The organism is Nonomuraea sp. 3-1Str (genome assembly GCF_031570565.1).
In the GTDB taxonomy this organism is placed as follows: Bacteria; Actinomycetota; Actinomycetes; order Streptosporangiales; family Streptosporangiaceae; genus Nonomuraea.
In genome coordinates, this window is sequence record NZ_JALHBK010000003.1 from 394171 (window position 1) to 419798 (window position 25628).

Sequence of the window (25628 nt, forward strand, 5' to 3'; positions counted from 1 at the left end):
CCGCGGGCTCAGAACGCGCCGCGCTGCCACGGCCCCCAGATGGCGAACGACATGCCGTGCGTGGACTGGATGTTGACGTACAGCGTGTGGCCGCCGGGGCCGAACGTGGACCCGGCGAACTCCGCGCCCGGGTCGCCCGCGACGGGCTCCATCCGGCAGAAGTCGAACAGCTCGCCGTGCCGGGTCAGGCCGCGCAGGTAGTTGTCGCCGTCGCCGTCCTCGCACAGCACGAGGGTGCCGCGTGGGCTGGCCGTGACGTTGTCGGGCAGGTCCAGCACCGTGGAGCGCGGTGACTCGTACACGAGCTTCAGCTTGCCGCTCCACGTCTCGTACGCCCACACCTGCCCGCGGCCCTTGCCGAACCCGGAGGGGGCCGTGTCGCCCGAGGCGGTGGCGCCGCCCTGGGTGGAGACGAAGTAGATCGTGCCCTGGTGGTGGATCGCCCCTTCGAGGCGGGAGAAGATCGCGGCGCCCTTGGCGCGGCCCTGCTTGCCGACGGCCTGCACGGCCTCGTCGTTCGGCGGCCTGCCGGTGAAGTCGGGGTCGGGCTCGTCGATGTCGACCCAGGCGGTGGTGTACGCGGCTCCGGCGCGCTGGCCCGCGGACAGGTCCTCGCGGGGCGAGCCCTTGACCGCGAGCATCTGGAGCCGCCCGCCGTCGAGGAGGCGCCCGGCCTTGAGCGGGTGCTTGGGCGGCAGGTAGCGGTAGAGGCCGGAGGCGAAGCTGAAGCAGTCCTCTGTCAGGTAGAGCGCGCCGGACCGGGGGTCGAAGGCGGCCGACTCGTGCGCGAACCGCCCCGCCGATCTGATCGGCGTGGCCGTCGCGGAGCCGGTCACGGGCACCTCGAAGATGTAGCCGTGCTTGCGGGTGAGCTTGGAGTTGTCGCCGCCGGAGAAGTCGTCGCCCACGTCGGGCCCGTTGACGGTCTCCTCGCAGCTCACCCACGCCTTCCACGGCATGGGGCCGCCGGAGCAGTTGAGCATGGTGCCGTTGAGCGACGGGCCGGCCTTGAGCACCTCGCCGTGGCCGGTGACCTGGAGGGTGACGGTGCCGCCGCCCGCCATCCGGTCGTAGGCCTTCTCCTTGTCGCCGAACGCGCCGACGGGGCCGCCGACCTCGTGGTTGCGCACGAGGTACGTGGTGCCGCGCGGTCCGGCGAACGCCGCCATCCCGTCGTGGCGGCCGGGCACGGTGGAGCCGTCGGGGAACTTTCCGCCCGCCTCGTTGAAGGAGCGGTAGCTGAAGCCGTCGGGCAGGTGGAGGCGTACCTGGCCGTCGCGTTGGTCGCGGACGGCGCGCAGCGGGCCGTAGCCCCGCACCCGGGTGACCCCGCCGCGCTCCGACGCGCAGGCGACGCCCGCGAACGGCCCGGCGATGCCGGCGGCGGCCGCCACGGCGGCCCTGGCCAGGAAGCGACGACGGTCCATGAACCCTCCCGGGGACACTGGCTTCCCCGAACAGTAGCCGTCCCGGATCCGCGGCACTCCCGGTTTCGGGGAGATGACGGCAGGGGGACGGTGCAGGGGACGGCGCCTTTCCCCGAACTGAATGTCGAGAACTCCACAGGTTCATCCACAGGCTGTGGATAACCTGCCGACCCGCCGGGACTCGCCCGCGGCCGCGTCGCTACGCTGCCTAGGTGAACAACGGCTACGTGGAACTGAGCAGGGAGCAGTGGAGCGACCTCCGCAAGAACACGCCCTTGACTCTCACCGCAGAAGAGCTGGAAGAGCTGCGCGGCCTCGACGACCCCATCGACCTGGTCGAGGTCACCGACATCTACCTCCCTCTGACCAGGCTGCTGAACCTGCACTACACGGGGTCCAAGCAGCGCAGCAGCGTGCTGAACGCCTTCCTCGGCCATCCCGAGCGGCGTGTGCCGTACATCCTGGGCATCGCGGGCAGCGTCGCGGTCGGCAAGTCGACGACGGCGCGGCTGCTGCACACGCTGCTGGCCCGCTGGCCGGAGCACCCGCACGTGGAGCTGATCACCACCGACAGCTTCCTCTACCCGAACGCGGTGCTGGAGTCCAAGGGCATCATGCACCGCAAGGGCTTCCCGGAGAGTTACGACCGCAGGGCGCTGGTCCGGTTCGTGGCCGAGGTGAAGGCGGGGACGGCCGAGGTGAAGGCGCCGATCTACAGCCACCTGGAGTACGACATCGTCCCCGGTGCCACCCAGAGCGTGAAAAGTCCGGACATCCTGATCATTGAGGGGCTGAACGTCCTCCAGCCGGCCCCGCTCACCTCGCTCGCGGTCAACGACTACTTCGACTTCTCCATCTACGTCGACGCCAAGGTCGAGGACATCCGCACCTGGTACGTCGAACGCTTCCACAAGCTGCGCCGCACCGCCTTCGAGGACCCCAAGTCGTACTTCCGGCACATCGCCGAGCTGTCGCACGACGAGGCCACGAAGTTCGCCGTCAACGTCTGGCGCGACATCAACGAGCGCAACCTCGTCGAGAACATCGCCCCCACCCGGGGCCGCGCCGACCTCGTCCTCCACAAGGACGCCCAGCACTCCGTCCGGCGGGTGCGCCTGCGCCGCACCTGACCTCCCGGCTCCGACTACCCGGCTCCGACTACCGCGAGAATGGCCCGATGCTCCACCTGCGACTGATCAGCCCCTCCTCCCGCACCGCCGAGGTGACGGCGGTGCTGGAGAGGTGCACCGGCGCGACCAACATCATCGTCCTGCCCGACGCCGCCCGGACGCCCAAGGGTGACGTCGTGCTCGCCGACGTGGCGCGCGAGTCGGCCAACGAGGTGATCAGCGACCTCGGCTGGCTGCGCGAGGAGGGGTCGATCGCCGCCGAGAACATCCAGCTCACGTTCTCCAGGGTCGCCGACGAGGCGGTGGCGGAGGCGCCGGGCGACCCGGACGACGCGGTCATCTGGGAGGAGCTGGCGCAGCGCGTCCACGCCGAATCCCGCATCACCTGGGCGTACCTCGCCTTCCTGGCGATCGCCACGCAGATCGCCGCCATCGGCGTGCTTCAGAAGTCGATCATCCTGATCGTCGGCGCGATGGTCCTCGGCCCCGAGTTCGGCGCGATCGCGGCCATCTGCTTCGGGCTGCTGCGCGGGCGCTGGCACCTGATCGCCGGCGCCTTCAGGACCCTGGTGGTGGGCTTCGCCATCGCCATCGCCGTGACGGTCGCCTGCGCGCTCGTCTCGCGCGGGCTCGGCTGGATCGATCCGTCGCACCTGCGCGGCAACAGCGAGGTGCAGTTCATCGTCAAGCCGGACCGGTGGTCGTTCATCGTGGCGCTGCTCGCGGGCGTGGCGGGGGTGCTGTCCGTCACGGCGGGCAAGTCGTCGGCGCTCATCGGCGTCTTCATCTCGGTGACCACCGTGCCCGCCGCGGGCTACGCGGCCGTGGCGATCGCGCTCGGCGACTGGCCCGAGGTCGCGGGCTCGGTCTCGCAGCTGTCGGTGAACGTCGCCGGCATGGTGATCGCGGGCACCGCCACCCTCGTGGTGCAGCACAGATTCTGGCCTCAAGTAGGACGCGCGTCCTCCGTACGGCCGATGCGGCGGCAGCAGGGCGGCGGGTAGTGTCCCGATCATGCACATCCTCGACACCGAGGGGCTGACCAAACGCTTCCCGACCGTCACGGCGCTCGACGGGCTGACCGTCACCGCCGGACCCGGCGTCACCGGCCTGGTCGGGGCCAACGGGGCGGGCAAGTCGACGCTGATCAAGATCCTGCTGGGGCTGCTCCCGCCCACGGCCGGCGGCGCCCACGTGCTCGGCCTCGACGTCGCGACGCGGGGGGCCGACATCCGCCGGCTCGTCGGCTACATGCCCGAGCACGAATGCCTGCCGCCCGACGTCTCCGCCACCGAGCTGGTCGTCCACCTCGCCCGGATGTCCGGGCTCCCCCGCACGGCCGCCCGCGAGCGGGCCGCCGACGTGCTGCGCCACGTCGGGCTGGCCGAGGAGCGCTACCGCGCCGTCGGCGGCTACTCCACCGGCATGAAGCAGCGCGTCAAGCTCGCCCAGGCGCTCGTCCACGACCCCAAGCTCATCCTCCTGGACGAGCCGACCAACGGCCTCGACCCGCGCGGACGCGACGAGATGCTCGCCCTGATCCGGCGCATCGGCACCGAGTTCGGCATCAGCGTGCTGGTCACCTCCCACCTGCTGGGCGAGCTGGAGCGGGTGTGCGACCACGTGATCGTCATCGACGCCGGGCGGCTGCTGCGCTCGTCCGCGATCGGCGAGTTCACCCAGGCGACGCGCAGCGTCACGGTCGAGGTCGACGAGGGCACCCAGGCCCTGGCCGACCGGCTGACCGAGCTGGGCCACGGCGTCGCGCCCCACGGCCGGATGCTCCTGGTGGAGGTGTCCGGCCCCGAGACGCTGGACGCGATCCGCGACGCGACCGCCGACCTCGGCCTCTGCCTCATCCGGCTCGAACGCGGCCGGCACCGCATCGAGGACGTCTTCAAGGAGGCCGCCGGTGTCTGAGATCTACGACATCGGATACCGCCACTACGACGGCCCCCGGCTCGGCCGCGGCCACACCACGCTGGCGCTCACCGTCCACAGCCTGCGCGGCGTCTTCGGCCTCGGCCGCCCGGCGCGCGGCAAGATCGTGCCGTTCGCGCTGGCGGCCATCATGATGCTGCCTGCCGTCGTGTCGATCGCGATGATGGCGCTGCTGCGGCAGCGCGGCATGAGCTACAGCGGCTTCGCGGTCTTCATGCAGGCCGTGCTGGCCATCTTCCTGGCCGCGCAGGCGCCCACGGTCGTGGCCCCCGACCTGCGCTTCCGGGTCCTGCCGCTCTACCTGTCGCGCCCGGTCACGATCACCGAGTACGTGGGCGCCAAGGTCGTCGCGATGACCCTCGCCCTCTACGCGCTGCTCGCGGTGCCGATGACGGTCATGTTCCTGGGCGAGCTGCTCGTGGACCTGCCCGGGGCGCCGCGCACCAAGGAGTACGCGGGCGCCATGGTCACCGGGCTGCTGCTCGCACTGCTGCTGGCGGCCTTCGGCCTGGCGATCGCCTCGCTGACGCCGCGGCGCGGGCTCGGCGTCGCCTCGGTCATCGCCGTCTACCTGCTCGCCTCGGCCTCCGTGCCGATCCTGTACGGCACGCTGTTGTCGGCCGGCAACGACGACGCCGCCCGGTGGGCCTGGCTGATCAACCCGTTCTGGCTGGTGGACGCCGTCCAGGTGTGGCTGTTCGGCACGACGCCGAACTCGGAGGGCGGCTATCCCGGCGGCCCTGTGTCCTTCGTCATCGTGGTCCTGCTCATCGCCGCCGCGGCGGCGGCCCTCGCGCTCCGCTACCGGAAGGCGGCCTCGCGGTGAACATCGAGCTGGCGCAGGTCTCGCGCTGGTACGGCAACGTCGTCGCGGTCAACGACGTGACCATGACCATCAAGCCCGGGGTCACCGGGCTGCTCGGTCCCAACGGGGCGGGCAAGTCGACGCTGCTGCACATGATGGCGGGGTTCCTCGCCCCGTCGAGCGGCACGGTCACCCTGGACGGCACCCGCGTCTTCAAGAACCACCAGATCTACCGAAATATCGGTCTCGTCCCGGAGCGGGAGGGCGTGTACGGCTTCCTGACCGGCTGGCAGTTCGTGCTGTCGGCCGCCCGCCTCCACGGCCTGCCCGACCCCGTCGAAGCCGCCCGCAAGGCGCTGGCCACGGTCGAGATGGAGGAGCCCAAGGACCGGCGCGTCGAGACGTACTCCAAGGGCATGCGCCAGCGCGTCAAGGTGGCCGCCGCCCTCGTCCACGACCCGCCCGTGCTGCTGCTCGACGAGCCGTTCAACGGCATGGACCCGCGCCAGCGGCTGCACCTCATGGACCTGATCCGCTCGATGGGCGCCGCCGGCAAGACCATCCTGTTCAGCTCCCACATCCTGGAGGAGGTCGAGCGGGTGGCCCAGCACATCGAGGTGCTCGTCGCCGGCCGGCACGCCGCCTCGGGCGACTTCCGCGAGATCCGGCGGCTGATGACGGACCGGCCGCACCTGTTCCGCATCCGCAGCAGCGACGACCGGCGGCTGGCCGCGGCCCTGATGCGCGACGACTCGGCCGGCGGCGTCTCCCTCGGCTCCGACGGGCTGGAGGTGCGGGCCGTGGAGTTCCGCGGCTTCGCCCGCCTCCTGCCCCTGGTCGCCCGCGCCGAGGGCATCCGCCTGCACGAGGTCTCCCCCGCCGACGAGGACCTCGAAAGCGTCTTCTCCTACCTGATCAACCGGAGCACCTGAATGAACCCGCGAGGGACACCAGCGACCGAGCCGCCGAACGGAGTGAGGCCATGAGCCCGCGAGGGAGCGCCGGCGTCTGGACCCGCGAGGGAGCGCCGTTGCCTGGACTGAGGAGCGGCGGGAGCGTAGCGACCAGAGCGACGAGGGAAGGCGACGGGTATGAGCGACCGAGCCGCCGCACCGAGTGCGGCATGAACAGGGAGCGGCGGGAGCGTAGCGACCAGAGGGACGAGGGAAGACGCCGGACACCAGCGACCGAGCCGCCGAACGGAGTGAGGCCATGAACACCGTGGTCGCAGGTATCACGTACCGGGCGCTGCTGGGGCGGCGGCGGATCGTGCTGCTTCTGCTGTTGCCCCTGGCGCTCCTGGCCCTGGCCCTGCTGCTGCGCCTGGCCGGCAGCGACGACCAGCGCTCGGCCATGCTGCTGATGCAGAACTTCGCCATCGGCACCATGCTGCCCCTGCTCGGCCTCATCGCCGGCACCGGAGTGATCGCCCCCGAGATCGACGACGGCACGATCATCCACCTGATGTCCAAGCCGATCTCCCGCCCGGCCATCGCCCGGACCAAGTTCCTCGTCGCGGCGTCGCTGCTGGCGCTGTTCGCCTCGGTGCCGACCTACGTCGCGGCCTGGCTGCTCGTGGGAAACGAGGACGGGATCGCGTCCGGGTTCGCCGTGGGCACGCTGGTGGCGGGCATCGCGTACGCGGCGGTCTTCCTGCTGCTCGGCGTGGTGACGCGCCACGCGGTGACGATCGGCGTCGTCTACGCCCTGGTCTGGGAGGGGCTGGTGGGCGGCTTCGTCCCCGGTGCCCGCAAGTTCTCGGTCCAGCAGTGGGGCCAGTCGATCGCCGACCAGATCTCCACCTCGCCGTTCCTCAAGGCCGACGTGACGCTCGGCTTCGCCGTACCGGCCCTGGTGATCGTCACGGTGCTGGCGGTCCTGTGGGCGGGGCAGCGGCTGCGCGTCTTCTCCCTCACCGGCGACGAGTGAGCGGCCTCAATAACGAGAAACACGAGAAAGGGGTACGGCGCATGCCGTACCCCTTTCTGCTGCCTTGCCGTCCGGATCAGGCGCAGACCACCCGGACCACGTCGGCGAGACGCTCGGCCACCTTGGTGGCCTGATCCTCCGAGGAGGCCTCGACCATCACGCGGATCATCGGCTCGGTGCCGCTCGGCCGGATCAGGACCCGGCCGGTGTCACCCAGCTCGGCCTCCGCGTCGGCGACCGCCGACACGAGCTCGGCCTCCTTGGCCTTGGCCTTGTCGACGTCCTTGACGTTGATGAGCACCTGCGGCATCGGCGTCATGATCGAGGCCAGCTCGCGCAGCGGCTTGCCCGAGGACGCCACCACCGCCAGCAGATGCAACGACGTCAGCAGCCCGTCACCCGTGGTGGCGTGGTCCAGCATGATCACATGGCCGGACTGCTCGCCGCCGAAGTTGTAGCCGCCGGTCTTCATGCGTTCCAGCACGTAACGGTCGCCCACCGCGGTCTCCACCACGGTGATGCCCGCCTCGCGCATGGCCAGCTTGAACCCCAGGTTGGACATCACGGTCGCGACCACGGTGTCCTTGGCCAGCGTCCCCTCGGCACGCATGGCGGCCGCGAGGATCGCCATGATCTGGTCGCCGTCGACGACCGCGCCGGTGTGGTCCACCGCGAGGCAGCGGTCGGCGTCGCCGTCGTAGGCGATGCCGACGTCGGCGCCGCGCGAGATCACCACCTGCTGGAGCTTGTCCAGATGGGTGGAGCCGTGGCCGTCGTTGATGTTGAGACCGTCGGGGCGCGCCCCGATCGCCTCCACCTGGGCGCCGGCCCGCAGCAGCGCCTCGGGCGCCACCATGTGCGCGGCCCCGTGGGCGCAGTCCACGACGACGCGCAGGCCGTCGAGCCCGCCCCGCATCGTGGCCAGCACATGGGTGATGTACCGGTCGGCCTCACCGTAGGCGTCCCGCACCCGGCCGACGGCCGAGCCGACGGGGAAGCTCCAGTCCTCGCCGAGCCGCCGCTCGATCTCGTCCTCGACCGAGTCGGACAGCTTGAAGCCGCCCCGGGCCAGGAACTTGATGCCGTTGTCCGGCGCGGGGTTGTGCGAGGCCGACAGCATGACGCCGAGATCGGCGCCGAGTGCCGCGGTGAGGTGGGCGACGGCCGGGGTGGGCAGCACGCCGAGGCGCAGCACATCCACTCCGGACGACGCCAGGCCGGCGACCACAGCGGCCTCGAGGAACTCCCCCGAGGCACGCGGGTCCCGGCCCACGACCGCTATCGGACGACGTCCGGTAGCGGCGAACGCGCCCGCATCGCCGAGGACATGAGCCGCCGCGACCGAAAGGTCCATGGCGAGCTCCGCCGTGAGGTCGCGCCCCGCGACCCCACGGACCCCGTCGGTGCCGAAAAGGCGCGCCAACTCAGCGCTTGCTGTACTGCGGAGCCTTGCGGGCCTTCTTGAGGCCGTACTTCTTCCGCTCCGTGGCGCGGGCGTCACGGGTGAGGAAGCCGGCCTTCTTCAGCGGGGGCCGGTTGACCTCGACGTCCAGGATCGACAGCGCGCGGGACAGGCCCATGCGCAGGGCGCCGGCCTGGCCGGTCACGCCACCGCCGTCGATGCGCGCGATGACGTCGAACGCGTCCTCGGCGCCGAGCACCACGAAGGGCTCGTTGACGATCTGCTGGTGGACCTTGTTGGGGAAATAGACGTCCAGAGAACGCCCGTTGATCGTCCACTTGCCGGTGCCGGGGACGATGCGCACGCGGGCGATCGCCTCCTTGCGGCGGCCGGTGCCGTACGAGTTGCCCGTGGTGACGGGCTTGCGCACGGGGGCGTCAGCGCTGGCAGCGGACTCGGTGGTGTACTCGGAAGGGAACTCCTCGCTGGAGAAGTCTTCCACCTCGGCCTCGACGGCCGTCTCGACACCGGTGGGCTCAGCCACGGTTCTCCTCTAACTCTTTTGAAGTGCTACTGGGCGATCTGGGTGATCTCGAACGGCACCGGCTGCTGGGCCTGGTGCGGGTGCTCGGACCCCGCGTAGACCTTCAGCTTCTTGGCCATCTGCCGGCCGAGGGAGTTCTTCGGCAGCATGCCCCTGACGGCCTTCTCGACCGCCTTGTCCGGCCGCTTGTCCATGAGCTCGCCATAGCTGACGGAACGCAGACCGCCCGGGTAGCCCGAGTGGCGGTAAGCCTTCTTCTGCTCACGCTTGTTGCCGGTGAGCGCGATCTTGTCGGCGTTGATGACGATGACGAAGTCACCGGTGTCGACGTGGTTGGCAAAGATCGGCTTGTGCTTGCCGCGGAGCAGGATCGCGACGTGGCTGGCCAGCCGGCCCAGCACGACATCGGTCGCGTCGATGACGTACCACTGACGCTGGACGTCGGCGGGCTTCGGTGAGTACGTGCGCACGGTCGTAGCCTTCTTTATGCTCGCGTCTTCGGCGCGCTGCCGGATGCGACAGCGCTGGGTTCGGTCGGTGCGGGCACACGACGGCCCGGACCTTCCGTCTCCACATAGATGGGAGATGACGCCGGACGCGCCGCGCATCGGTCACGCTGGACCTATGCACACAACGAACGATTAGGCTACCCGCCCCAGGGGGCGCAGGTCAAAAGACCGGTAACCTCGCACGATTCTACCCGACCACAGAACGGTTCTATTTCGGTTCCCGGCAATCCCTTCTTTACCATGAGCCGACATCTCTATCGTTGGTGGCCGTATGTGGCAGAGCTCTCACACCCGGCACACCCAGCGGAGCGCACGGCGCCGGAGTCACCTGGGCGTGCTGGTCTGCCTCATGGCCGCGCTGTTCTTCACGGGAGTGCTGCTGGGCCGGATGAGCGACGGCGCCGAGCCGACCGGCCACATCTACCTGAGCGAGACCGCCCCGCCCGTCACCCCCAAGGCGACGCCGACGCCCAAGCCGGCGCGGCCCCGCGCCGACCGGATCGCGCGGGCGACCACGACGGCCACCGCGCTCCCCCGCGGGCGCAGCCGGGTCCAGCCCACCAGGACGCCGACCGGTGACCTCATCCCCGGCTACACCGCCGGTGACCCGACGCGCGTCCTCGGGGAGGAGGTCCTGCAGCTCTCGCCGGCCATGGCGGCCAAGGTCGTCAGCCTCACGAACTCCGCCCGCCTCAAGCGCGGCTGCGGCCCGCTGCGCGTCGACGCCAGGCTGACCCGCTCGGCCCGCGCCCACTCGATGGAGATGGCGAAGTACGGCCGCCTCGTCCACGAGTCGCCCGACGGCGGGTCCCCGTGGGACCGCATGGAGCGGGCCGGATACCGGGCCGGCGCCGCCGAGAACATCGGCCGCGGCTACGCCTCCCCGGAGGAGGCCGTGCAGGGCTGGCTCGACAGCCGTGACCACCGCCAGAACATCCTCAACTGCCGCATCCGCGCCATCGGCGTCGGCGTGGTGTCCGGCGCCGGCGGCCCGTGGTGGACCCAGGACTTCGGATATTCCTGACAGCCTCGCGGTAATCTCGCCCGCATGGGTTTCCCCGACGACAGCGAGAGCAGCACCCAGCGCATCGCCAGCCGCTTCCGCAGGAAGCGTGACGACGCCCCCGAGACCGGGGCCTCCCCCGCCCCCGAGCCCAGCGCCTTCGCCCGTCCGCCGTACCAGGATCGCCCGCAGAAGGCGCCGGTCGCCGAGGAGGCCCGCCCCGAGCGGCGCGAGACGTGGAGCCCGTACGCCGAGGGCAAGAAGTCGCGCGGCCCGCTGTGGTTCACGCTCGGCGGCCTCGCGGTGCTGGCCGTGCTCGTGGTCGGTCTGACCATGATGTGGAAGGCCGGAAGCTCCGATTCCGCCGCCACCGCCCCGCGCCGCACCTCCGCCCCGCTGCCGTCCGCGCCTCCCGGCAAGTACGGGTACGCGGCCCAGCGGGCCACCGACCCGGATCCGCTCACGGTCAAGGAGCTGTTCCCGAGCAAGAAGTTCGCCGTGTCCGGACGCTCGTACGAGATGACCATCACCAGCAAGCTCAAGAAGTGCGGTGACGGCGCGCTCGGCAGCAAGCTGCAGAAGGCGCTGACGGCCGGCAAGTGCACCCAGCTCATCCGCGCCAGCTTCCGCGACAAGGCCGGCAAGGTCATCGGCACGGTCGGCGTGGCCAACCTCAAGACCGGCAAGAACGCCACCAAGGTCGCCTCCGCCGGCAGCGACACCAACTACGTCAAGCCGCTGCCCGGCAAGGACGCGGTCACCAAGCTCGTCGGCTCCGGCAGCGGCGGCGCCCAGGTGTGGACGCACGGCCACTACGCGGTCATGATCTGGTTCCAGAACAAGGACGGCAGCAAACCCGACAAGAAGAGCCAGAAGACGATCATGCGGACTGCCGACGAGATCGCCAAGGCGACCGTCTTCAAGGCACTCGACACGCGCTCGCTGACCGGCCACCCCGCCTAAAACGCTCCTTTCACCCAACAAGGTCACAAAGCACTCACCTGATGCCGCCGGGAACGCCCATACCGCCATGACGATCTTCCGACTCTCGCTAGGCTCGCCCTTATGCGTGGCCAGGAACCTGGGTCTGAGCACGATCGTGGAGACGCCGACGGCGCGGCGGCACCGGCGACGCCACCGCCGAGCTTCGGCCGGCCCGCTGAGCGACATGCCCCGCCGCCGTCCGCTCCGTCCTCTGCCGAGCCGTCCGACGTGACGGGGCGCGAGCGTCCCCCCTACACCTGGGGCCCGCCGCCCGTGCCCCCGTCCACGCCCGCACCACCGCCCGAACAGGACATGCCGCCGTACGGCACGTCGCCTCAGGACATGCCGCCCCACGGCACGTCACCCCACGGCACGTCGTCGTACGGCATGTCGTACGGCAGCGGCGAGCACGCGGCCGCACCGGGCCAGGGCGGCAGCGGCCTCCCGGCGGACGCGCAGCCGTGGGAGGTGCCGGGGCGAGACGCCGCGCCGTACGACTGGTACGCGGACGCCCCGTACACCCACGCGACCATCTCCCACCTGCCGCAGGGGGACACCGGGTCCGCGCAGGGGAACGCCGGGCCCCCGCAAGGGCCCGCCGGATCTCCGCAAGGACACACCGGGTCCACGCAGGGGCCCGCACCGGCCGACGCCGCCACGCCGTGGGCCTCGCCAGAGCCGGACTCGTGGGCGACCGACCCGTCCGCCCCTTGGCCCCCTCCCGAGCCGGGCCCCTGGCACGTGCCCGCCGCCCAAGCCGCCGCCGAGCCCCCGGGACAGGCTTTCCCGCCGGCGCCACCGACCGGCTCGCCCGAGCAGCCCCCGCCGTGGGCCGCCGGCCCGGTGGTGCCCGGCGCGCCGCCCTGGGAGCCGCCGCCCGCCTTCACGGCCGCAGCCGCGGGCATGCAGGTGTGGCCCGCACCCGTCGTCGACCCGCCCGCCATGCCCCCGTGGCCCGCCGCCACGGGCGAGCCCGTCCCCGGCCTGGACAGCGACGCGGCCCTCACCACGGACCACCTGGCCCCGGACGCCAGGACGCACGCCGACCCCAACACCACGGCGCCCCACGCGTTCCCGTCCCCTTCGGCGGCCCCGTACGGATCCGCCCACCACACCGCAGGTCCTCACCAGGCACCGGGACCCGAGACCGCGCACACCTCGCCTCCGCGCGGCTTCGACCCCAACGCCACACTGCCTGACGTGCTCGATGCCGACTCGACCGCCTCTCATCCCATCGAGACGGGCCGCCCACCCCGCGCCGCCGCACAGCCGCCCGCCTCGGGCGCCACCGGTGCGGGCCGGCCCGCACCCGACGCGAACGACACCCTCCCCGCCGGGGCACAGTGGTCCGGCCCCGGAGACACCGTTCCGCACCTGCCCCGCCCGGCCACGGCCCCCGGCACGTCACCGCACGCCCAGCAGCATGCCCCGACCGGTCCCCAGCCCGCCGCACCCAGCGGCTCCCCTGAGCACCCGCACGGCGCACGCCCCCCTGAGCCCAGCGACGTCCCGGTCTGGCCGCCCGCCGAGGCCCATCCCCACGCCCAGGGGCCCACCGCCCCACAGCCGACCACCCCCGCCCACACCGGCACACCTCACCAGGACGCACCCCACCAGGGCACGCCTCAAGCGAGCGCACCCCGGGAAGGTGCTCCCCAGGCGGGTGTGTCCCAGGGAGACACCGCCCACGTGGGCGCGCCGCAGACGGGCACGTCCCAGGGAGGCACGTCCCAGGGGGACACGCCCGACCCGGCCACCGCGGCACCAGGCACCTCTCACCCGGCCGCCGCGCCACCAGGCGCCCCTCACCCGGCCGCCACCTCACCGGGCGCACCACAGCAGGACGCGACCGCACCGCACCAGACCGCCGCTTCCGCCGCCCCGGGTCATCCCACCGCCGCTCACCCCCCGAACGGCCGGCCCGCGACCGGCCCCTCGAACCCGGGCCAGCCCACGGCCCCCCACCCCGCCCCCGGTCAGCCCATGGCCGGTCCGCCGAACCCGGGCCGGCCCACGGCCCCCCACCTCGCCGGCCACAGCGCCCCCGGCCAGGCCCAGCCCGGTCACCCCGTGCCCGGCCAGACCACTGCGCCCCACGCCGCCCCGGGACAGAACCCTCCCGGACAGAACGGGCCCGGACAGAACAAGCCAGGCCCGGTCGGGCCAGGACAGAACGGGCCAGGCCCGGTCGGTGCCAACGGCCCTCAGGCCGGGCGTCAGTCCGGTGCCTGGCCGCCCCCTCCCCAGACCGAGGAGCAGCGTCAGGAGGAGCAACTTCCCGAGCTGCCCTTCAGCCGCGAAATCTGGGGCAAACCGAGCACCCCGCCGCCCCGCTCCCCCCTCTCGCCCGCCGCGTTCGACCTGCCCACCCCGCCCCCGGGCGGCGTCGGCGGTCACCCGATGGGCGCGTTCAAGCAGCCACCGGCCGCCCCCACCCCGCCGGCCGCCCAGCCGAACAAGGCCAGGCGGGCCGTCCTGGCCGTTCTCGGCGTGGTCGTCCTCGGAGGCGTGGCCACCGGCGGCTTCTTCGCCTACAAGTCGCTGAGCGCGCCGCCGCCCACGGCGGCCACCCGGCAGCCGACGGCGCCCACCACCGCCCCCGCGCCGTCCGCGTCCGCGCCCTCGGCCGTGTCCCCCACGGCCGGCGCGCCGTCGAGTGCCCCGGCGGCGGCCGTGCTCGACTCCGAGGAGACGGACAAGCGCAAGCTGTCGCTGACCGAGGCGTTCCCGGAGAAGAAGGTGGACGCGGCCGGCGCCGCGTTCTCACGGGTCGTGACCGACATGGAGGGCGACTGCCGCAAGGCCGCCGCGGGGCCGTTCGCCGAGGCGCTGCACGACCAGAAGTGCAGCAGGGTGCTGCGGGCGACGTACGTGGACAGCAAGCGCCGCTACGCGGTGACCAGCGGCATCGCGGTGCTCCCCACCAAGGACGCCGCCATGCGGGCCGACCAGGCCAAGAACCTCGCCCGCAACCTCTGGTTCCGCGCCCTGCCCGGTCCCGCCGGCTCGGGCGGCGAGCGCGTCGACATCGCGGGCGGGTACGCGGCCGGCCTCGTCTGGGGTCGGTACATCGTGTTCAGTTACGCCACCTACGCCGACGGTCACACCCCGGCGGCGAAGGACCGGACGCTGGGCAAGGTCAGCGACGCCTTCCGCGACGAGATGTCGCTCGTCCTGGAGCGCCGCATCTCCAACGACTGACCCGGTGGACGCACCCCGGCAACACGCACGCCAAGGACTTGGCAGAGGTCAGAGGGAGCGGACGCGTCGCGTCGCGGCGGCGCGTACCGCCAGCTCTTCCGCCGGCGGGTAGCGGACCTCCTCCAGGCACAGGCCGTGCGCGGGCGCGACGTGCACCCCGCTGTCCCGTACGGCGCCCCCCAGCACCTGGGCCGGCCACGGGATCGGCCGCCGGCCGTCGCCCACGGCCAGCAGCGCCCCCACCAGCGCCCGCACCATCGAGTGGCAGAACGCGTCGGCCACCACGGTCGCCACCAGCAGCCCGTCGTCCTGACGCACCCACTGCAGCCGTTGCAGCTCGCGGATCGTGGTGGCGCCCTCGCGCTTCTTGCAGAACGCCGCGAAGTCGTGCTCGCCCAGCAGTCGCTCGGCGGCGGTGTTCATGCCGTCGAGGTCGAGCGGGCGGTTGTGCCACACGACCTCCCGGCGCCGCAACGGGTCGCCCCCTCCGGGCGCGTCGCTCACCCGGTACGCGTAGCGCCGGGACAGAGCCGAGAACCGGGCGTCAAAGCCCTCAGGAGCCACCGAGACGCGATAAACCCGTACATCCTGCGCCAGTACCCCCGCCAGCCGTCGCACGAGCGTAGCGAGCCGCTCATCGACGTCCAGCGGCAAGTCCTCCGTGGATGCGCCTGCGGAGGGCTGCTCCTCCTGTGAGGCGGACGCGCGGCGGTTGCGGTCGAGCTCGGACAGCGATCCCACCGCGACGTCGACGTGCGCCACCTGGTGCCGGGCGTGGACGCCCGCGTCCGTCCGCCCCGCCACCGTGAGCGCGGGCGGCTCCTCCAGCCGCAGGATCCGGCCGAGCGCCTGCTCGATCTCGCCCTGCACGGTACGCCGGCCCGGCTGGCGGGCCCAGCCGGAGAAGTCGGTGCCGTCGTACCCGAGGTCGAGGCGGAGCCGTACCACGAGCTACCTCCCAGAGCCGTGCACGAGCACGGCAGATGCCAGCACAACGAAAACCACCACAGCGAAAACCACCACAGAACGCGAAACGGGCCCGGCACCCCGTGAGGGGGCCGGGCCCGCGACGCCTGGGACCTGAAAGATCAGGCCTCGTCCTTCTTCGCCTCGGCCGAGGCGTCGGCCTCGTCAGCCTGAGCGGCGGGCGCCTCGTCGGCGGCCGCTGCCTCAGCGGCCGGAGCCTCGGTCGCCTCAGCCGGAGCCTCGTTCTCCTCGGCCTGGGCCGGCGCCGCGGCGGCGGCCGGAGCGGCGGCGCGGGAGACGCGAACCGGGTTCAGCGGCTCGGTCACCAGCTCGATGACGGCCATCGGAGCGTTGTCACCCTTGCGCGGACCCACCTTGGTGATGCGGGTGTAGCCGCCCGGACGCTCGGCGAACGTGGTCGCGAGGTCCGTGAACAGGTGGTGGACGACGCCCTTGTCCTTGACGACCGCGAGGACCTGGCGACGGTTGTGGATGTCGCCCTTCTTCGCCTTGGTGATCAGGCGCTCCGCCACCGGGCGAAGGCGCTTGGCCTTGGCGACCGTGGTGCGGATCTTGCCGTGGCGGAACAGGTCCGTGGCCAGGTTGGCCAGGATCAGCTTCTCGTGCGCCGGGCTGCCGCCAAGACGTGCACCCTTGGTGGGCTTGGGCATGGGGATCTCCTTGTGAGTTAACCCGCCCCGGCCGTGCCAGGTACCGGAGTCGGGCCGGTCGCAGTCGTTCGATGCGATCCGTTATCGTCGCCCGCGCCAGGCGGCTGGGCCGCCCGGCGCGAGGGTTCGCGAGGAAGAGCCCTCGCGATGGTTCAGTACTGCTCGGTCTCGACGTACGCGCTGTCGTCGTCGTCGTAACCGGCGCCGGCCACCGCGCTCGGGTCGAACCCGGGCGGGGAGTCCTTGAGCGCCAGCGACATCTCGTGCAGCTTCTGCTTGACCTCTTCGATCGACTTGGCGCCGAAATTCCTTATGTCCAGCAGGTCCTGCTCGCTGCGCGCGACCAGCTCACCCACGGTGTGGATGCCCTCGCGCTTGAGGCAGTTGTAGGACCGGACGGTCAGGTTGAGCTCCTCGATCGGCAGCGCCAGGTCGGCCGCCAGAGCGGCGTCGGTGGGCGACGGGCCGATGTCGATGCCCTCGGCCTCGACGTTGAGCTCACGGGCCAGGCCGAACAGCTCGACGAGGGTCTTGCCGGCGGAGGCCACCGCGTCGCGGGGCTTCATGGCCGGCTTGGTCTCGACGTCGAGGATCAGGCGGTCGAAGTCGGTGCGCTGCTCGACTCGGGTCGCCTCGACCTTGTAGGTGACCTTGAGCACCGGCGAGTAGATGGAGTCGATCGGGATGCGACCGATCTCCTGGCCGGGCTGCTTGTTCTGCGCGGCGGAGACGTAGCCGCGACCGCGCTCGACGGTCAGCTCCATCTCCAGCTTCGCCTTGCCGTTCAGCGTGGCGATGCGCAGCTCGGGGTTGTGCACCTCGACACCGGCCGGAGGCGCGATGTCGGCGGCGGTGACCTCACCCGGGCCCTGCTTGCGCAGGTACATCACGACCGGCTCGTCGTGCTCGGAGGAGACGACCAGCTCCTTGAGGTTGAGGATGATGTCGGTGACGTCTTCCTTGACCCCGGGAACGGTCGAGAACTCGTGCAGCACGCCCTCGATCCGGATGCTCGTCACGGCCGCGCCCGGAATGGACGACAGCAGCGTGCGGCGGAGCGAGTTGCCGATGGTGTAGCCGAAGCCCGGCTCCAGCGGCTCGATGATGAACCGGGACCGGGTCTCGTCGATCGACTCTTCGAGAAGAGTCGGGCGCTGAGCGATCAGCATGCGGGTTCTCCCCTTGTCGTGTGGCGACCGCTATATGACGCCACTCCGCTATACAGCCTAAATGGCGTACGGGCGGGCCGTACGCCATCAGGCAGACGAGTTGCTACTTGGAGTAGTACTCGACGATCAACTGCTCCTGGACCTGGGTGTCGATCTGCTGCCGGACGGGCAGCTGGTGCACCAGGACGCGGAGCTTCTCCGGCACGACGCCCAGCCAGGCCGGGACGGTGCGGTCGCCGGCGGTGGCGCGAGCCACCTCGTACGGCAGAAGGTTGCGCTTGGTCTCGCGCACCTCGATGATGTCGTGCTCGCGCACGCGGTACGACGGGATGTCGACCTTCTTGCCGTTGACCAGGATGTGGCCGTGGCGGACCTGCTGGCGGGCGGCGTCACGCGACTGGGCGAACCCGGCGCGGTACACCACGTTGTCGAGGCGGCTCTCCAGGATCTGGAGGAGAACCTCACCCGACTTGCCGCTCTTGCCCGCGGCTTCCTCGTAGTAGTTGCGGAACTGCTTCTCGAGGACGCCGTAGATCCGGCGGGTCTTCTGCTTCTCGCGAAGCTGAAGCTGGTACTCGGACTCCTTGGGACGTCCGCGACCGTGCTCACCCGGCGGGTAAGGGCGAATCTCGATGGGGCACTTGGCGGACTCGCACTTGCTGCCCTTGAGGAAGAGCTTGGTCTTCTCGCGACGGCAGAGCTTGCAGTCCGCGCCCGTGTAACGAGCCATTTCTCAATATCTCCTGGGGATCAGACGCGGCGGCGCTTCGGCGGACGGCAGCCGTTGTGCGGCACCGGGGTGACGTCCTGGATCGAACCCACCTCGAGGCCGGTGGCCTGGAGGGAGCGGATCGCGGTCTCGCGACCGGAGCCGGGGCCCTTCACGAAGACGTCGACCTTGCGCATGCCGTGCTCCATGGCGCGGCGAGCGGCGTTCTCGGCAGCCATCTGGGCGGCGAACGGGGTGGACTTACGGGAGCCCTTGAAACCCACGTGGCCGGCGCTGGCCCAGGAGATCACGTTCCCGTTGGGGTCCGTGATCGAGACGATCGTGTTGTTGAACGTGCTCTTGATGTGGGCGTGCCCGTGAGCGACGTTCTTCTTTTCCTTGCGGCGCACCTTCTTGGGCGCACCCTGACGGCTCTTAGGAGGCATCCTTTGCCTTCACTCCTGAGGTGTTCGGTCCCGCGGCTGCGAGGACTACTTCTTACCGGGCTTCTTCTTGCCGGCCACGGTCTTCTTCTTGCCCTTGCGGGTGCGCGCGTTGGTCTGGGTGCGCTGGCCGTGGACGGGCAGGCCCTTGCGGTGCCGGATGCCCTGGTAGCAACCGATTTCGATCTTGCGACGGATGTCGGCCTGGACCTCGCGACGCAGGTCACCCTCGATCTTGAAGTTCGCCTCGATGTAGTCACGCATCGGGACGAGCTCGTTGTCGCTGAGCTGGTGGACCCGGAGGTCGCCGCTGACACCGGTCGCCTCGAGGATCTCCTGGGCGCGGGTGCGGCCGATTCCGTAGATGTAGGTGAGAGCGATCTCCAGCCGCTTTTCGCGGGGGAGGTCGACGCCAACCAGGCGGGCCATGGTCGGGCATTCTCCTTCGTGGTGGCGGAGGTCTTACGCCTCATCTCCCCTCCCCATGCCCGGGGTGAGGGCCCCGGCCTCCGACCGGGGGTCTCCTGAGTGGTCCGGCCTTCCGTGCGCGTCCCGGAGCCGAAGCCTCGGGGCGGCACGCCGCCTGCTCAGGTGTGAAGCGTTACTACAGTCCCAGGCTTCTCATGCGTCGAGCCCGCTCCCTGAAATCGGGGCGGACTCGGAGAAGCCTTTGCGGCGACTAGCCCTGACGCTGCTTGTGGCGCAGGTTGTCGCAGATCACCATGACGCGACCGTGCCGGCGGATCACCTTGCACTTGTCGCAGATCTTCTTGACGCTCGGCTTTACCTTCATTGTCCTTCGTGTTCCTCAGACGTCTTCACTTGTATCGGTAGACGATCCGCCCACGACTGAGGTCGTAGGGGCTCAGTTCCACGACCACCCGGTCGTCGGGGAGAATTCGGATGTAGTGCATCCGCATCCGTCCGCTGATGTGGGCCAGGACCTTATGGCCGTTGTCGAGCTGCACCCGGAACATGGCGTTCGGGAGCGACTCAACCACAGTGCCCTCAATCTCGATGGCGCCGTCTTTCTTGGCCAAAATCCCTCGCGTTTCACTGATCGATCGTCTGAGGCTCCGGTTCACTAAGCAGCCGCGACTTCACGCTTCGAAGAGAGCGACGGCCGGCAAGGACCGCCGACGCGTGATAGTCATAGTGAGCCGACTAAGGAGTGTACGACACCTGAGCCTAAAACGCGAAACGCGTGCCAGGTGTCCTGACACAACCACGAGACAGTTTACCCCACACCCAAGAGCGCGTGACCCACCCCGGCGGCCGCACCCCTTCCGGGGGCACGCCCTTGGCATGCGTGAGGCCCGCCGGCGGGATGCCGGCGGGCCTCGGAGCCGGAGCCGCGGGAGCCCGGACGACGTGCGAGGTGGCGCCGAAGGCGACGCTCGTGGTGACCGCGCCCGTGATGGCCGCCCCCGTGGTGACCGCCCCCGTGGTGACCGCCCCCGAGATGGCCGCGTCCGTGGAATGCGGTGGAGCATCAGTAGATGCGGTAGACCTTGCCGCAGTCGTTGAACTTGCCGCCCCAGCAGGTGTACGTGTAGACCCGGGCGAGCCCCTTCTTCGACCAGGTCTCACTGCGCGAGCCGTCCCACTGTCGGACGAACTTGCCGCCGCCTCCGCCCTTGACCTCGTACCGGAACCAGATCCAGCCGGACTTGGGCGTGGACTCCTTGCCGTACCACTTGGTGTAGACCCGGCCACCGGACTTCCAGGTGTAGCCGTAGCTGTGGGCCCTGTGGCTCTTGGAGTAGAACGTGCCCCACTTGTGGACCGGGGCACTCCGGGCCGCGCCGGCCGTGGCGGTGGTGGTGGCCGCCTGGGCGGCGGGGGCGGCCAGGGCGAGCCCGGTGGCGAGGGAGCCGGCGAGGGTGGCCGCCGCGATGAGCTTCTGCATGTCTTCCTCCGGTGAGTCGGTGCTTCTCGATGCGACTCACGTTAGGAAGATTCGACTGTCCGATCTGTGGAGGAATGCGCAGAGTGCACTAGTGCACACTTCAGCGCTTCTTCGATGATCCCCCGGACCCGAAGATCGTGCTCATCAGCAGGATCACACCCCACGGGCCCATGACCCACAACGGCCACGGGTAGATGAGGTGCTCGGCCGTCACGCTGACGATCAGCCAGATGATCCAGTTCACGGAGCTGGCCATCGCCCACGAGGCCCACGCGGCCCGCATGCCGGCGTGCGCCTTGGCCTGCTTGGCCGCGGCCTTGTCGGTCTTCTTGGCGAGCTGCCGGTGGCGCAGGTCCACGTCGGGCAGGTCCGAGGTCAGCCGCTGGAGCTCGCCGTAGGTCTTGCTCTGGTAGAGGTGCTCCAGCCGCTCGTTGAACTCCTCCATGGTGATCCGGCCCTGGGCGGTGTGCTCGCGGAGCACTGCGGCCACCCGGTCGCGATCGGCATCGGAAGCACGCATTTCGGGGCTCTGTGCCATCCCACCACTCCCGGTCAGTTGTGCGGCTGCGCCAGGCGCGATTCGCCCCCGTCTAGAGCGGTAAGCACCCAAGGTCCATTATGTGTCACGGCGACGCTGTGTTCGAAGTGCGCGGACTGCTTGCCGTCGATGGTGACGACGGTCCAGTCGTCGGCCAGCACGCGGGTCCGGGGCGTGCCGAGGTTGACCATCGGCTCGATGGCCAGGCACATGCCCTCCTCCAGCAGCGGGCCCTTGCCCGGCCGGCCGTGGTTGGCGATCCACGGATCCATGTGCATCTCGGTGCCGATGCCGTGGCCGCCGTACTCCGGCGGGATGCCGAACCGGCCCTGCGACCGGACGTAGCGCTCGATCTCGTAGCCGATGTCGGACAGGTGGCGGCCGGGAGTGAGCGCGGCGATGCCGCACCACATGGCCTCCTCGGTGATCCGCATCAGCTCCGTGAGCTCCGGGGCCACCTCCCCCACGGGAACCGTCACGGCCGAGTCGCCGTGCCAGCCGTCGAGGATGGCGCCGCAGTCGATCGAGATGATGTCGCCCTCACGCAGCTTGCGGGCCTTGGTCGGGATCCCGTGGACGACCTCCTCGTTGACCGACGCGCAGATCGTCGCGGGAAAGCCCTGGTAGCCCTTGAACGACGGGACCGCGCCCTCTTCCCTGATCGCCTTCTCGGCGATGACGTCGAGGTCGAGCGGCGTCATGCCCGGCTCGACCGAGCGCTTCAGCAGGTCCAGCGTGCGCCCGACGACGAGACCGGCCGAGCGCATCTTCTCCAGCTGCTCCGCCGACTTGATCTGAATTCCATGCCTGTTCTTCTTGAACACGTTTCGGCACCCCTAGGGTTGGCAACGAGCGGACGCGGGAGCCCAATTCCCCCCACAATAGCCGCGAGGTGGCACGAAGAAATCTCGTGCCACCTCGTCAGTCCGTCAGCAGAGCTATCCCGTGAAAGGGCGGATCGCCTCCATGGCACGCTCGGTGACCTCCTCGACCGGGCCGGTCGCGTCGACACCGACCAGGATGCCCTCGTCGGCGTAGTAGGCGATGAGGGGTGACGTCTGCTCCTGGTAGACCTCCAGGCGGTGCCTGATGGTCTCCTCCTTGTCGTCGTCACGCTGGAACAGCGCGCCGCCGCAGACGTCGCACCGGTCGTCCTTCTTGTCGTCGAACTCCACGTGCCAGATGCGGCCGCACTGGCTGCATGTGCGACGGCCGGCGAGGCGGCGGACCACCTCGTCGTCGTCGACCACGAGCTCCAGTACCAGGTCGAGCGCCAGCCCCCAGTCCTTGAGCATGTCGCGCAGGATCTCGGCCTGCGGGACGTTGCGTGGGAAGCCGTCGAGCAGGAAGCCGTCCTGCGCGTCGTCCTCGGAGAGACGGTCACGGACCATGGCGATGGTCACCTCGTCGGGCACCAGGTCGCCGCGGTCCATGTACGTCTTGGCCAGCTTGCCGAGCTCCGTGCCGCCCGAGACGTTGGCACGGAAGATGTCACCTGTCGAGATCTTCGGGATGGACAGGTTGGATGCGATGTACTGGGCCTGCGTCCCCTTTCCCGCTCCGGGGGGCCCTACCAGAACGAGACGCACTACCGCAGGAAGCCTTCGTAGTTACGCTGCTGCAGCTGGCTCTCGATCTGCTTCACCGTGTCCAGGCCGACACCAACCATGATCAGAATGCTCGTCCCTCCGAACGGGAAGTTCTGGCTCGCACCGGCGACCGCCAGCGCGACGATCGGGACCATGGCGATCAGACCCAGATAGAGCGCGCCGGGCGCGGTCAGACGGGTGAGCACGAAGTTCAGGTATTCAGCCGTCGGCCGGCCCGGGCGGATGCCCGGAATGAACCCACCGTACTTCTTCATGTTGTCGGCCACTTCAGGGGGGTTGAAAGTGATGGACACGTAGAAGTACGTGAAGAACACGATCAGCACGAAGAACGTGATCATGTACGTGGGGGTGGTGCCCCCGGCCAGGTTCTGCGCGATCCACTGGACCACCGCGTTCGGGTTGGCGGTGTTGGCGAACAGCGACGTGATGAGCTGCGGAAGATAGAGCAGCGACGAGGCGAAGATGACCGGGATGATGCCGGCCTGGTTGACCTTCAGCGGGATGTAGGTCGAGGTGCCGCCGTACATCCGCCGGCCGACCATCCGCTTGGCGTACTGCACCGGGATGCGGCGCTGAGCCTGCTCGACGAAGACCACCGCGGCGATCATGAAGATACCGACGATCATGACGACCGCGAAGGTGAACTTGTTGGCCTGGAAGATGCTGGCCAGCTCCGACGGGAACACCGACACGACGGAGGTGAAGATCAGGATCGACATGCCGTTGCCGACGCCGCGGTCCGTGATGAGCTCGCCCAGCCACATGATCACGGAGGTGCCGGCCGTCATGATGACGACCATCGTGATGATCTGGAAGATGTCGTTCGGGTTGAGCAGCACGTCCTGCTGGCAGTTCGGGAACAGCTGACCGGAGCGCGCGAGCGCGATGAAGGCCGTGGACTGGAGGACGCCGAGGCCGATCGTCAGATAACGCGTATACTGCGTGATCTTGGTCTGGCCTGCCTGCCCCTCCTTCTTGAGTGCCTCAAGACGAGGAATCACGACAACGAGCAGCTGCAGGATGATGCTCGCCGTGATGTACGGCATGATGCCGAGGGCGAACACCGACAGCTTCAGAAGCGCGCCGCCACTGAACAGCTGCACCATTCCATAGATGTTGCCGGAGGCTCCGTTACGCGCCTCCTGGAAGCAGTTCGCCAGATTCTCGACGTGAACGCCCGGAGTCGGAAGAACCGAGCCAAGACGGAACAGCGCGATGATGCCCAGAGTGAAGAGCAACTTCTTGCGCAGGTCCGGCGTCCGGAACGCCCGGGTAAACGCGGTCAGCACGGTCCCTCCTGCGCGCCTATAAGGCGATGTGAGTATGCGATGGTGCGGGGATCTGCCATCTGAAGTCTCAAGTCAAACGAGCCGGACAGAAGCCTGCCGTCTCGCGAACTCTAACGCACTACGGGCGTGGGAGCCCATTGTCAGGGCCCCCACGCCTCGTCATAGCGTATTTACAGCTCGGTAACGGAGCCACCGGCAGCAGCGATCTTCTCCTTGGCGGCGGCCGAGAAGGCGTGAGCCTGCACGTTCACCGCGACGGAGATCTCGCCGGTGCCGAGCACCTTCACGAGCTGGTTCTTACGGACAGCACCCTTGGCGACCAGCGTCTCCACGGTGACCTCGCCACCGTCGGGGAACAGCTCGCCGATCCTGTCCAGGTTGACGACCTGGTAGGACGTCTTGAACAGCGCGTTGGAGAAGCCCTTGAGCTTCGGCAGACGCCTCTGCAGCGGCACCTGGCCACCCTCGAAGCCGAGGGGCACCCCGGTACGGGCCCGCGAGCCCTTGGTGCCGCGACCGGCCGTCTTGCCCTTGGAGCCCTCGCCACGACCCTTGCGGACCTTGGACTTGTTGGCGCCAGGAGCAGGACGCAGGTCGTGAATCTTCAGCGGAGCCTTGTCAGTCATGACTAGTCGACCTCTTCCACCTCGACGAGGTGCGTCACCACGGAGACCATGCCACGAATCTCGGGCCGGTCCTCCTTGACGACGACGTCGCCGATTCGCTTCAGGCCAAGCGAACGCAGCGAGTCACGCTGGTTCTGCTTGCCACCGATCTTCGAGCGAACCTGAGTGATCTTCAGGCGTGCCATGACTAGCTCACCGCCTTCGCCGCGGCGGCCTCCGCGATGCCCTCGCGCTGAGCCTTGAGCATCCGGGCCGGAGCGACATCCTCGATCGGCAGGCCACGACGGGCGGCGATCTCCTCGGGCCGGGACAGGCCCTTCAGAGCAGCCACGGTGGCGTGCACGATGTTGATCGGGTTGTCGGAGCCGAGCGACTTGGAGAGCACGTCGTGGATGCCCGCGCACTCCAGGACCGCGCGCACCGGGCCACCGGCGATGACGCCGGTACCGGCCGAGGCGGGACGCAGGAAGACGACGCCGGCCGCCTCCTCGCCCTGCACGGTGTGCGGAATCGTGCCCTGGATGCGAGGCACCTTGAAGAAGTGCTTCTTCGCCTCTTCGACGCCCTTGGCGATGGCCGCGGGCACTTCCTTTGCCTTGCCGTAACCGACGCCGACCAGGCCGTTGCCGTCACCGACGACAACGAGGGCGGTGAAGCTGAAGCGACGACCACCCTTCACGACCTTGGCCACTCGGTTGATCTTCACTACGCGCTCGATGTACGAGACGCCCTTGTCGGCGGCGCCACCGCGGCGATCGTCACGACGGTCCCGCCGCTCGCCACCGGTGCCGCCACCGCGACGCGGAGCTGCAGCCATCAGTGG

General features: G+C 69.9%; 29 protein-coding genes. 9 read left to right on the top strand and 20 right to left on the bottom strand.

Going from position 1 to position 25628, the window contains the following annotated elements:
* Positions 1-8: 8 nt before the first annotated feature.
* Positions 9-1427: an alkaline phosphatase PhoX gene (locus MTP10_RS08480; protein ID WP_310708485.1), complete on the bottom strand. Its 1419-nt coding sequence runs from the start codon at positions 1425-1427 to the stop codon at positions 9-11.
* Positions 1428-1654: 227 nt separating this feature from the next.
* Between MTP10_RS08480 and coaA the strand changes: the two genes are divergently transcribed.
* The 6 genes from coaA to MTP10_RS08510 all read left to right on the top strand — a co-directional run bounded on the left by coaA (position 1655) and on the right by MTP10_RS08510 (position 7232).
* Positions 1655-2557, top strand: a complete 903-nt coding sequence (gene coaA, locus MTP10_RS08485; protein WP_310708556.1) for a type I pantothenate kinase — start codon at positions 1655-1657, stop codon at positions 2555-2557.
* A 47-nt stretch (positions 2558-2604) separates the two neighbouring features.
* On the top strand, positions 2605-3561 hold the full coding sequence (locus tag MTP10_RS08490; protein ID WP_310708486.1) for a DUF389 domain-containing protein: 957 nt from the start codon (positions 2605-2607) through the stop codon (positions 3559-3561).
* 10 nt (positions 3562-3571) lie between these two features.
* Positions 3572-4477: an ABC transporter ATP-binding protein gene (locus MTP10_RS08495; RefSeq protein WP_310708487.1), complete on the top strand. Its 906-nt coding sequence runs from the start codon at positions 3572-3574 to the stop codon at positions 4475-4477.
* Positions 4470-5324, top strand: coding sequence for an ABC transporter permease (locus MTP10_RS08500; protein ID WP_310708488.1), 855 nt, complete (start codon positions 4470-4472; stop codon positions 5322-5324). Before MTP10_RS08495 ends, MTP10_RS08500 begins: the two co-directional genes overlap by 8 nt.
* Positions 5321-6235 carry an ABC transporter ATP-binding protein gene (locus MTP10_RS08505; RefSeq protein WP_310708489.1) on the top strand — a complete coding sequence of 305 codons (915 nt, stop codon included), beginning with the start codon at positions 5321-5323 and terminating at the stop codon, positions 6233-6235. The genes MTP10_RS08500 and MTP10_RS08505 overlap by 4 nt, the downstream gene beginning before the upstream one ends.
* A gap of 280 nt (positions 6236-6515) precedes the next feature.
* Positions 6516-7232: an ABC transporter permease subunit gene (locus tag MTP10_RS08510; protein WP_310708490.1), complete on the top strand. Its 717-nt coding sequence runs from the start codon at positions 6516-6518 to the stop codon at positions 7230-7232.
* Between the two features lie 76 nt (positions 7233-7308).
* Here the strand turns inward: MTP10_RS08510 and glmM are convergent, their stop codons facing one another.
* The 3 genes from glmM to rplM are packed head-to-tail and all read right to left on the bottom strand — an operon-like array spanning position 7309 to position 9648.
* Positions 7309-8655, bottom strand: coding sequence for a phosphoglucosamine mutase (glmM, locus tag MTP10_RS08515; RefSeq protein WP_310708491.1), 1347 nt, complete (start codon positions 8653-8655; stop codon positions 7309-7311).
* A 1-nt stretch (position 8656) separates the two neighbouring features.
* On the bottom strand, positions 8657-9178 hold the full coding sequence (gene rpsI / locus MTP10_RS08520) for a 30S ribosomal protein S9 (RefSeq protein WP_310708492.1): 522 nt from the start codon (positions 9176-9178) through the stop codon (positions 8657-8659).
* A 26-nt stretch (positions 9179-9204) separates the two neighbouring features.
* Entirely contained in the window at positions 9205-9648 is a 444-nt protein-coding gene (gene rplM, locus MTP10_RS08525; protein WP_310708493.1) for a 50S ribosomal protein L13, read from the bottom strand.
* A 310-nt stretch (positions 9649-9958) separates the two neighbouring features.
* Here rplM and MTP10_RS08530 point away from each other — a divergent pair, with 310 nt between their 5' ends.
* The 3 genes from MTP10_RS08530 to MTP10_RS08540 all read left to right on the top strand — a co-directional run bounded on the left by MTP10_RS08530 (position 9959) and on the right by MTP10_RS08540 (position 14875).
* Positions 9959-10711, top strand: a complete 753-nt coding sequence (locus MTP10_RS08530) for a CAP domain-containing protein (protein WP_310708494.1) — start codon at positions 9959-9961, stop codon at positions 10709-10711.
* A 24-nt stretch (positions 10712-10735) separates the two neighbouring features.
* Positions 10736-11653 carry a hypothetical protein gene (locus tag MTP10_RS08535; RefSeq protein ID WP_310708495.1) on the top strand — a complete coding sequence of 306 codons (918 nt, stop codon included), beginning with the start codon at positions 10736-10738 and terminating at the stop codon, positions 11651-11653.
* 249 nt (positions 11654-11902) lie between these two features.
* Positions 11903-14875 (top strand): hypothetical protein, encoded by a 2973-nt coding sequence (locus tag MTP10_RS08540; protein WP_310708496.1) that lies wholly within the window; start codon positions 11903-11905, stop codon positions 14873-14875.
* 48 nt (positions 14876-14923) lie between these two features.
* Here MTP10_RS08540 and truA read toward each other — a convergent pair whose 3' ends face one another.
* The 16 genes from truA to rpsE all read right to left on the bottom strand — a co-directional run bounded on the left by truA (position 14924) and on the right by rpsE (position 25622).
* The gene (truA, locus tag MTP10_RS08545; RefSeq protein WP_310708497.1) at positions 14924-15823 is read right to left on the bottom strand and encodes a tRNA pseudouridine(38-40) synthase TruA; all 900 of its coding nucleotides are present in this window, start codon (positions 15821-15823) and stop codon (positions 14924-14926) included.
* A gap of 140 nt (positions 15824-15963) precedes the next feature.
* Complete coding sequence (gene rplQ, locus MTP10_RS08550) at positions 15964-16512, bottom strand: 50S ribosomal protein L17 (RefSeq protein WP_310708498.1); 549 nt, start codon at positions 16510-16512, stop codon at positions 15964-15966.
* A gap of 152 nt (positions 16513-16664) precedes the next feature.
* Entirely contained in the window at positions 16665-17681 is a 1017-nt protein-coding gene (locus MTP10_RS08555; protein ID WP_310708499.1) for a DNA-directed RNA polymerase subunit alpha, read from the bottom strand.
* Between the two features lie 103 nt (positions 17682-17784).
* On the bottom strand, positions 17785-18411 hold the full coding sequence (gene rpsD, locus MTP10_RS08560) for a 30S ribosomal protein S4 (protein ID WP_310708500.1): 627 nt from the start codon (positions 18409-18411) through the stop codon (positions 17785-17787).
* A 20-nt stretch (positions 18412-18431) separates the two neighbouring features.
* A complete protein-coding gene (gene rpsK, locus MTP10_RS08565) occupies positions 18432-18836 on the bottom strand; it encodes a 30S ribosomal protein S11 (RefSeq protein WP_020542285.1) in 405 nt (134 codons plus the stop codon).
* Positions 18837-18881: 45 nt separating this feature from the next.
* On the bottom strand, positions 18882-19262 hold the full coding sequence (gene rpsM / locus MTP10_RS08570) for a 30S ribosomal protein S13 (protein ID WP_310708501.1): 381 nt from the start codon (positions 19260-19262) through the stop codon (positions 18882-18884).
* Between the two features lie 250 nt (positions 19263-19512).
* Positions 19513-19626 (bottom strand): 50S ribosomal protein L36, encoded by a 114-nt coding sequence (gene rpmJ / locus MTP10_RS08575; RefSeq protein WP_003956441.1) that lies wholly within the window; start codon positions 19624-19626, stop codon positions 19513-19515.
* Positions 19627-19651: 25 nt separating this feature from the next.
* The gene (infA, locus tag MTP10_RS08580) at positions 19652-19873 is read right to left on the bottom strand and encodes a translation initiation factor IF-1 (RefSeq protein ID WP_012887858.1); all 222 of its coding nucleotides are present in this window, start codon (positions 19871-19873) and stop codon (positions 19652-19654) included.
* Positions 19874-20325: 452 nt separating this feature from the next.
* Positions 20326-20742, bottom strand: a complete 417-nt coding sequence (locus MTP10_RS08585) for a hypothetical protein (RefSeq protein ID WP_310708504.1) — start codon at positions 20740-20742, stop codon at positions 20326-20328.
* 100 nt (positions 20743-20842) lie between these two features.
* Positions 20843-21262, bottom strand: coding sequence for a DUF1707 domain-containing protein (locus MTP10_RS08590; RefSeq protein WP_310708505.1), 420 nt, complete (start codon positions 21260-21262; stop codon positions 20843-20845).
* Between the two features lie 32 nt (positions 21263-21294).
* Positions 21295-22104, bottom strand: a complete 810-nt coding sequence (gene map / locus MTP10_RS08595; protein ID WP_310708507.1) for a type I methionyl aminopeptidase — start codon at positions 22102-22104, stop codon at positions 21295-21297.
* 114 nt (positions 22105-22218) lie between these two features.
* Positions 22219-22869, bottom strand: a complete 651-nt coding sequence (locus MTP10_RS08600) for an adenylate kinase (RefSeq protein WP_310708508.1) — start codon at positions 22867-22869, stop codon at positions 22219-22221.
* The gene (gene secY / locus MTP10_RS08605) at positions 22869-24179 is read right to left on the bottom strand and encodes a preprotein translocase subunit SecY (RefSeq protein ID WP_310708509.1); all 1311 of its coding nucleotides are present in this window, start codon (positions 24177-24179) and stop codon (positions 22869-22871) included. Before secY ends, MTP10_RS08600 begins: the two co-directional genes overlap by 1 nt.
* A gap of 170 nt (positions 24180-24349) precedes the next feature.
* On the bottom strand, positions 24350-24805 hold the full coding sequence (gene rplO / locus MTP10_RS08610; protein ID WP_310708510.1) for a 50S ribosomal protein L15: 456 nt from the start codon (positions 24803-24805) through the stop codon (positions 24350-24352).
* A gap of 2 nt (positions 24806-24807) precedes the next feature.
* Positions 24808-24990 (bottom strand): 50S ribosomal protein L30, encoded by a 183-nt coding sequence (gene rpmD / locus MTP10_RS08615; RefSeq protein WP_080043226.1) that lies wholly within the window; start codon positions 24988-24990, stop codon positions 24808-24810.
* Positions 24991-24992: 2 nt separating this feature from the next.
* Positions 24993-25622, bottom strand: a complete 630-nt coding sequence (gene rpsE, locus MTP10_RS08620; protein ID WP_049572667.1) for a 30S ribosomal protein S5 — start codon at positions 25620-25622, stop codon at positions 24993-24995.
* Positions 25623-25628: the final 6 nt, after the last annotated feature.

Bases quoted from the DNA above. Each gene is read 5' to 3' on its own strand.
- MTP10_RS08480 (WP_310708485.1), bottom strand. From the start codon at position 1,427: ATGGACCGTCGTCGCTTCCTGGCCAGGGCCGCCGTGGCGGCCGCCGCC.
- MTP10_RS08490 (WP_310708486.1), top strand. From the start codon at position 2,605: ATGCTCCACCTGCGACTGATCAGCCCCTCCTCCCGCACCGCCGAGGTG.
- MTP10_RS08495 (WP_310708487.1), top strand. From the start codon at position 3,572: ATGCACATCCTCGACACCGAGGGGCTGACCAAACGCTTCCCGACCGTC.
- MTP10_RS08510 (WP_310708490.1), top strand. From the start codon at position 6,516: ATGAACACCGTGGTCGCAGGTATCACGTACCGGGCGCTGCTGGGGCGG.
- MTP10_RS08530 (WP_310708494.1), top strand. From the start codon at position 9,959: ATGTGGCAGAGCTCTCACACCCGGCACACCCAGCGGAGCGCACGGCGC.
- MTP10_RS08535 (WP_310708495.1), top strand. From the start codon at position 10,736: ATGGGTTTCCCCGACGACAGCGAGAGCAGCACCCAGCGCATCGCCAGC.
- rplQ (WP_310708498.1), bottom strand. From the start codon at position 16,512: ATGCCCAAGCCCACCAAGGGTGCACGTCTTGGCGGCAGCCCGGCGCAC.
- MTP10_RS08555 (WP_310708499.1), bottom strand. From the start codon at position 17,681: ATGCTGATCGCTCAGCGCCCGACTCTTCTCGAAGAGTCGATCGACGAG.
- rpsD (WP_310708500.1), bottom strand. From the start codon at position 18,411: ATGGCTCGTTACACGGGCGCGGACTGCAAGCTCTGCCGTCGCGAGAAG.
- rpsK (WP_020542285.1), bottom strand. From the start codon at position 18,836: ATGCCTCCTAAGAGCCGTCAGGGTGCGCCCAAGAAGGTGCGCCGCAAG.
- rpsM (WP_310708501.1), bottom strand. From the start codon at position 19,262: ATGGCCCGCCTGGTTGGCGTCGACCTCCCCCGCGAAAAGCGGCTGGAG.
- rpmJ (WP_003956441.1), bottom strand. From the start codon at position 19,626: ATGAAGGTAAAGCCGAGCGTCAAGAAGATCTGCGACAAGTGCAAGGTG.
- MTP10_RS08585 (WP_310708504.1), bottom strand. From the start codon at position 20,742: ATGCAGAAGCTCATCGCGGCGGCCACCCTCGCCGGCTCCCTCGCCACC.
- MTP10_RS08590 (WP_310708505.1), bottom strand. From the start codon at position 21,262: ATGCGTGCTTCCGATGCCGATCGCGACCGGGTGGCCGCAGTGCTCCGC.
- rplO (WP_310708510.1), bottom strand. From the start codon at position 24,805: ATGACTGACAAGGCTCCGCTGAAGATTCACGACCTGCGTCCTGCTCCT.
- rpmD (WP_080043226.1), bottom strand. From the start codon at position 24,990: ATGGCACGCCTGAAGATCACTCAGGTTCGCTCGAAGATCGGTGGCAAG.
- rpsE (WP_049572667.1), bottom strand. From the start codon at position 25,622: ATGGCTGCAGCTCCGCGTCGCGGTGGCGGCACCGGTGGCGAGCGGCGG.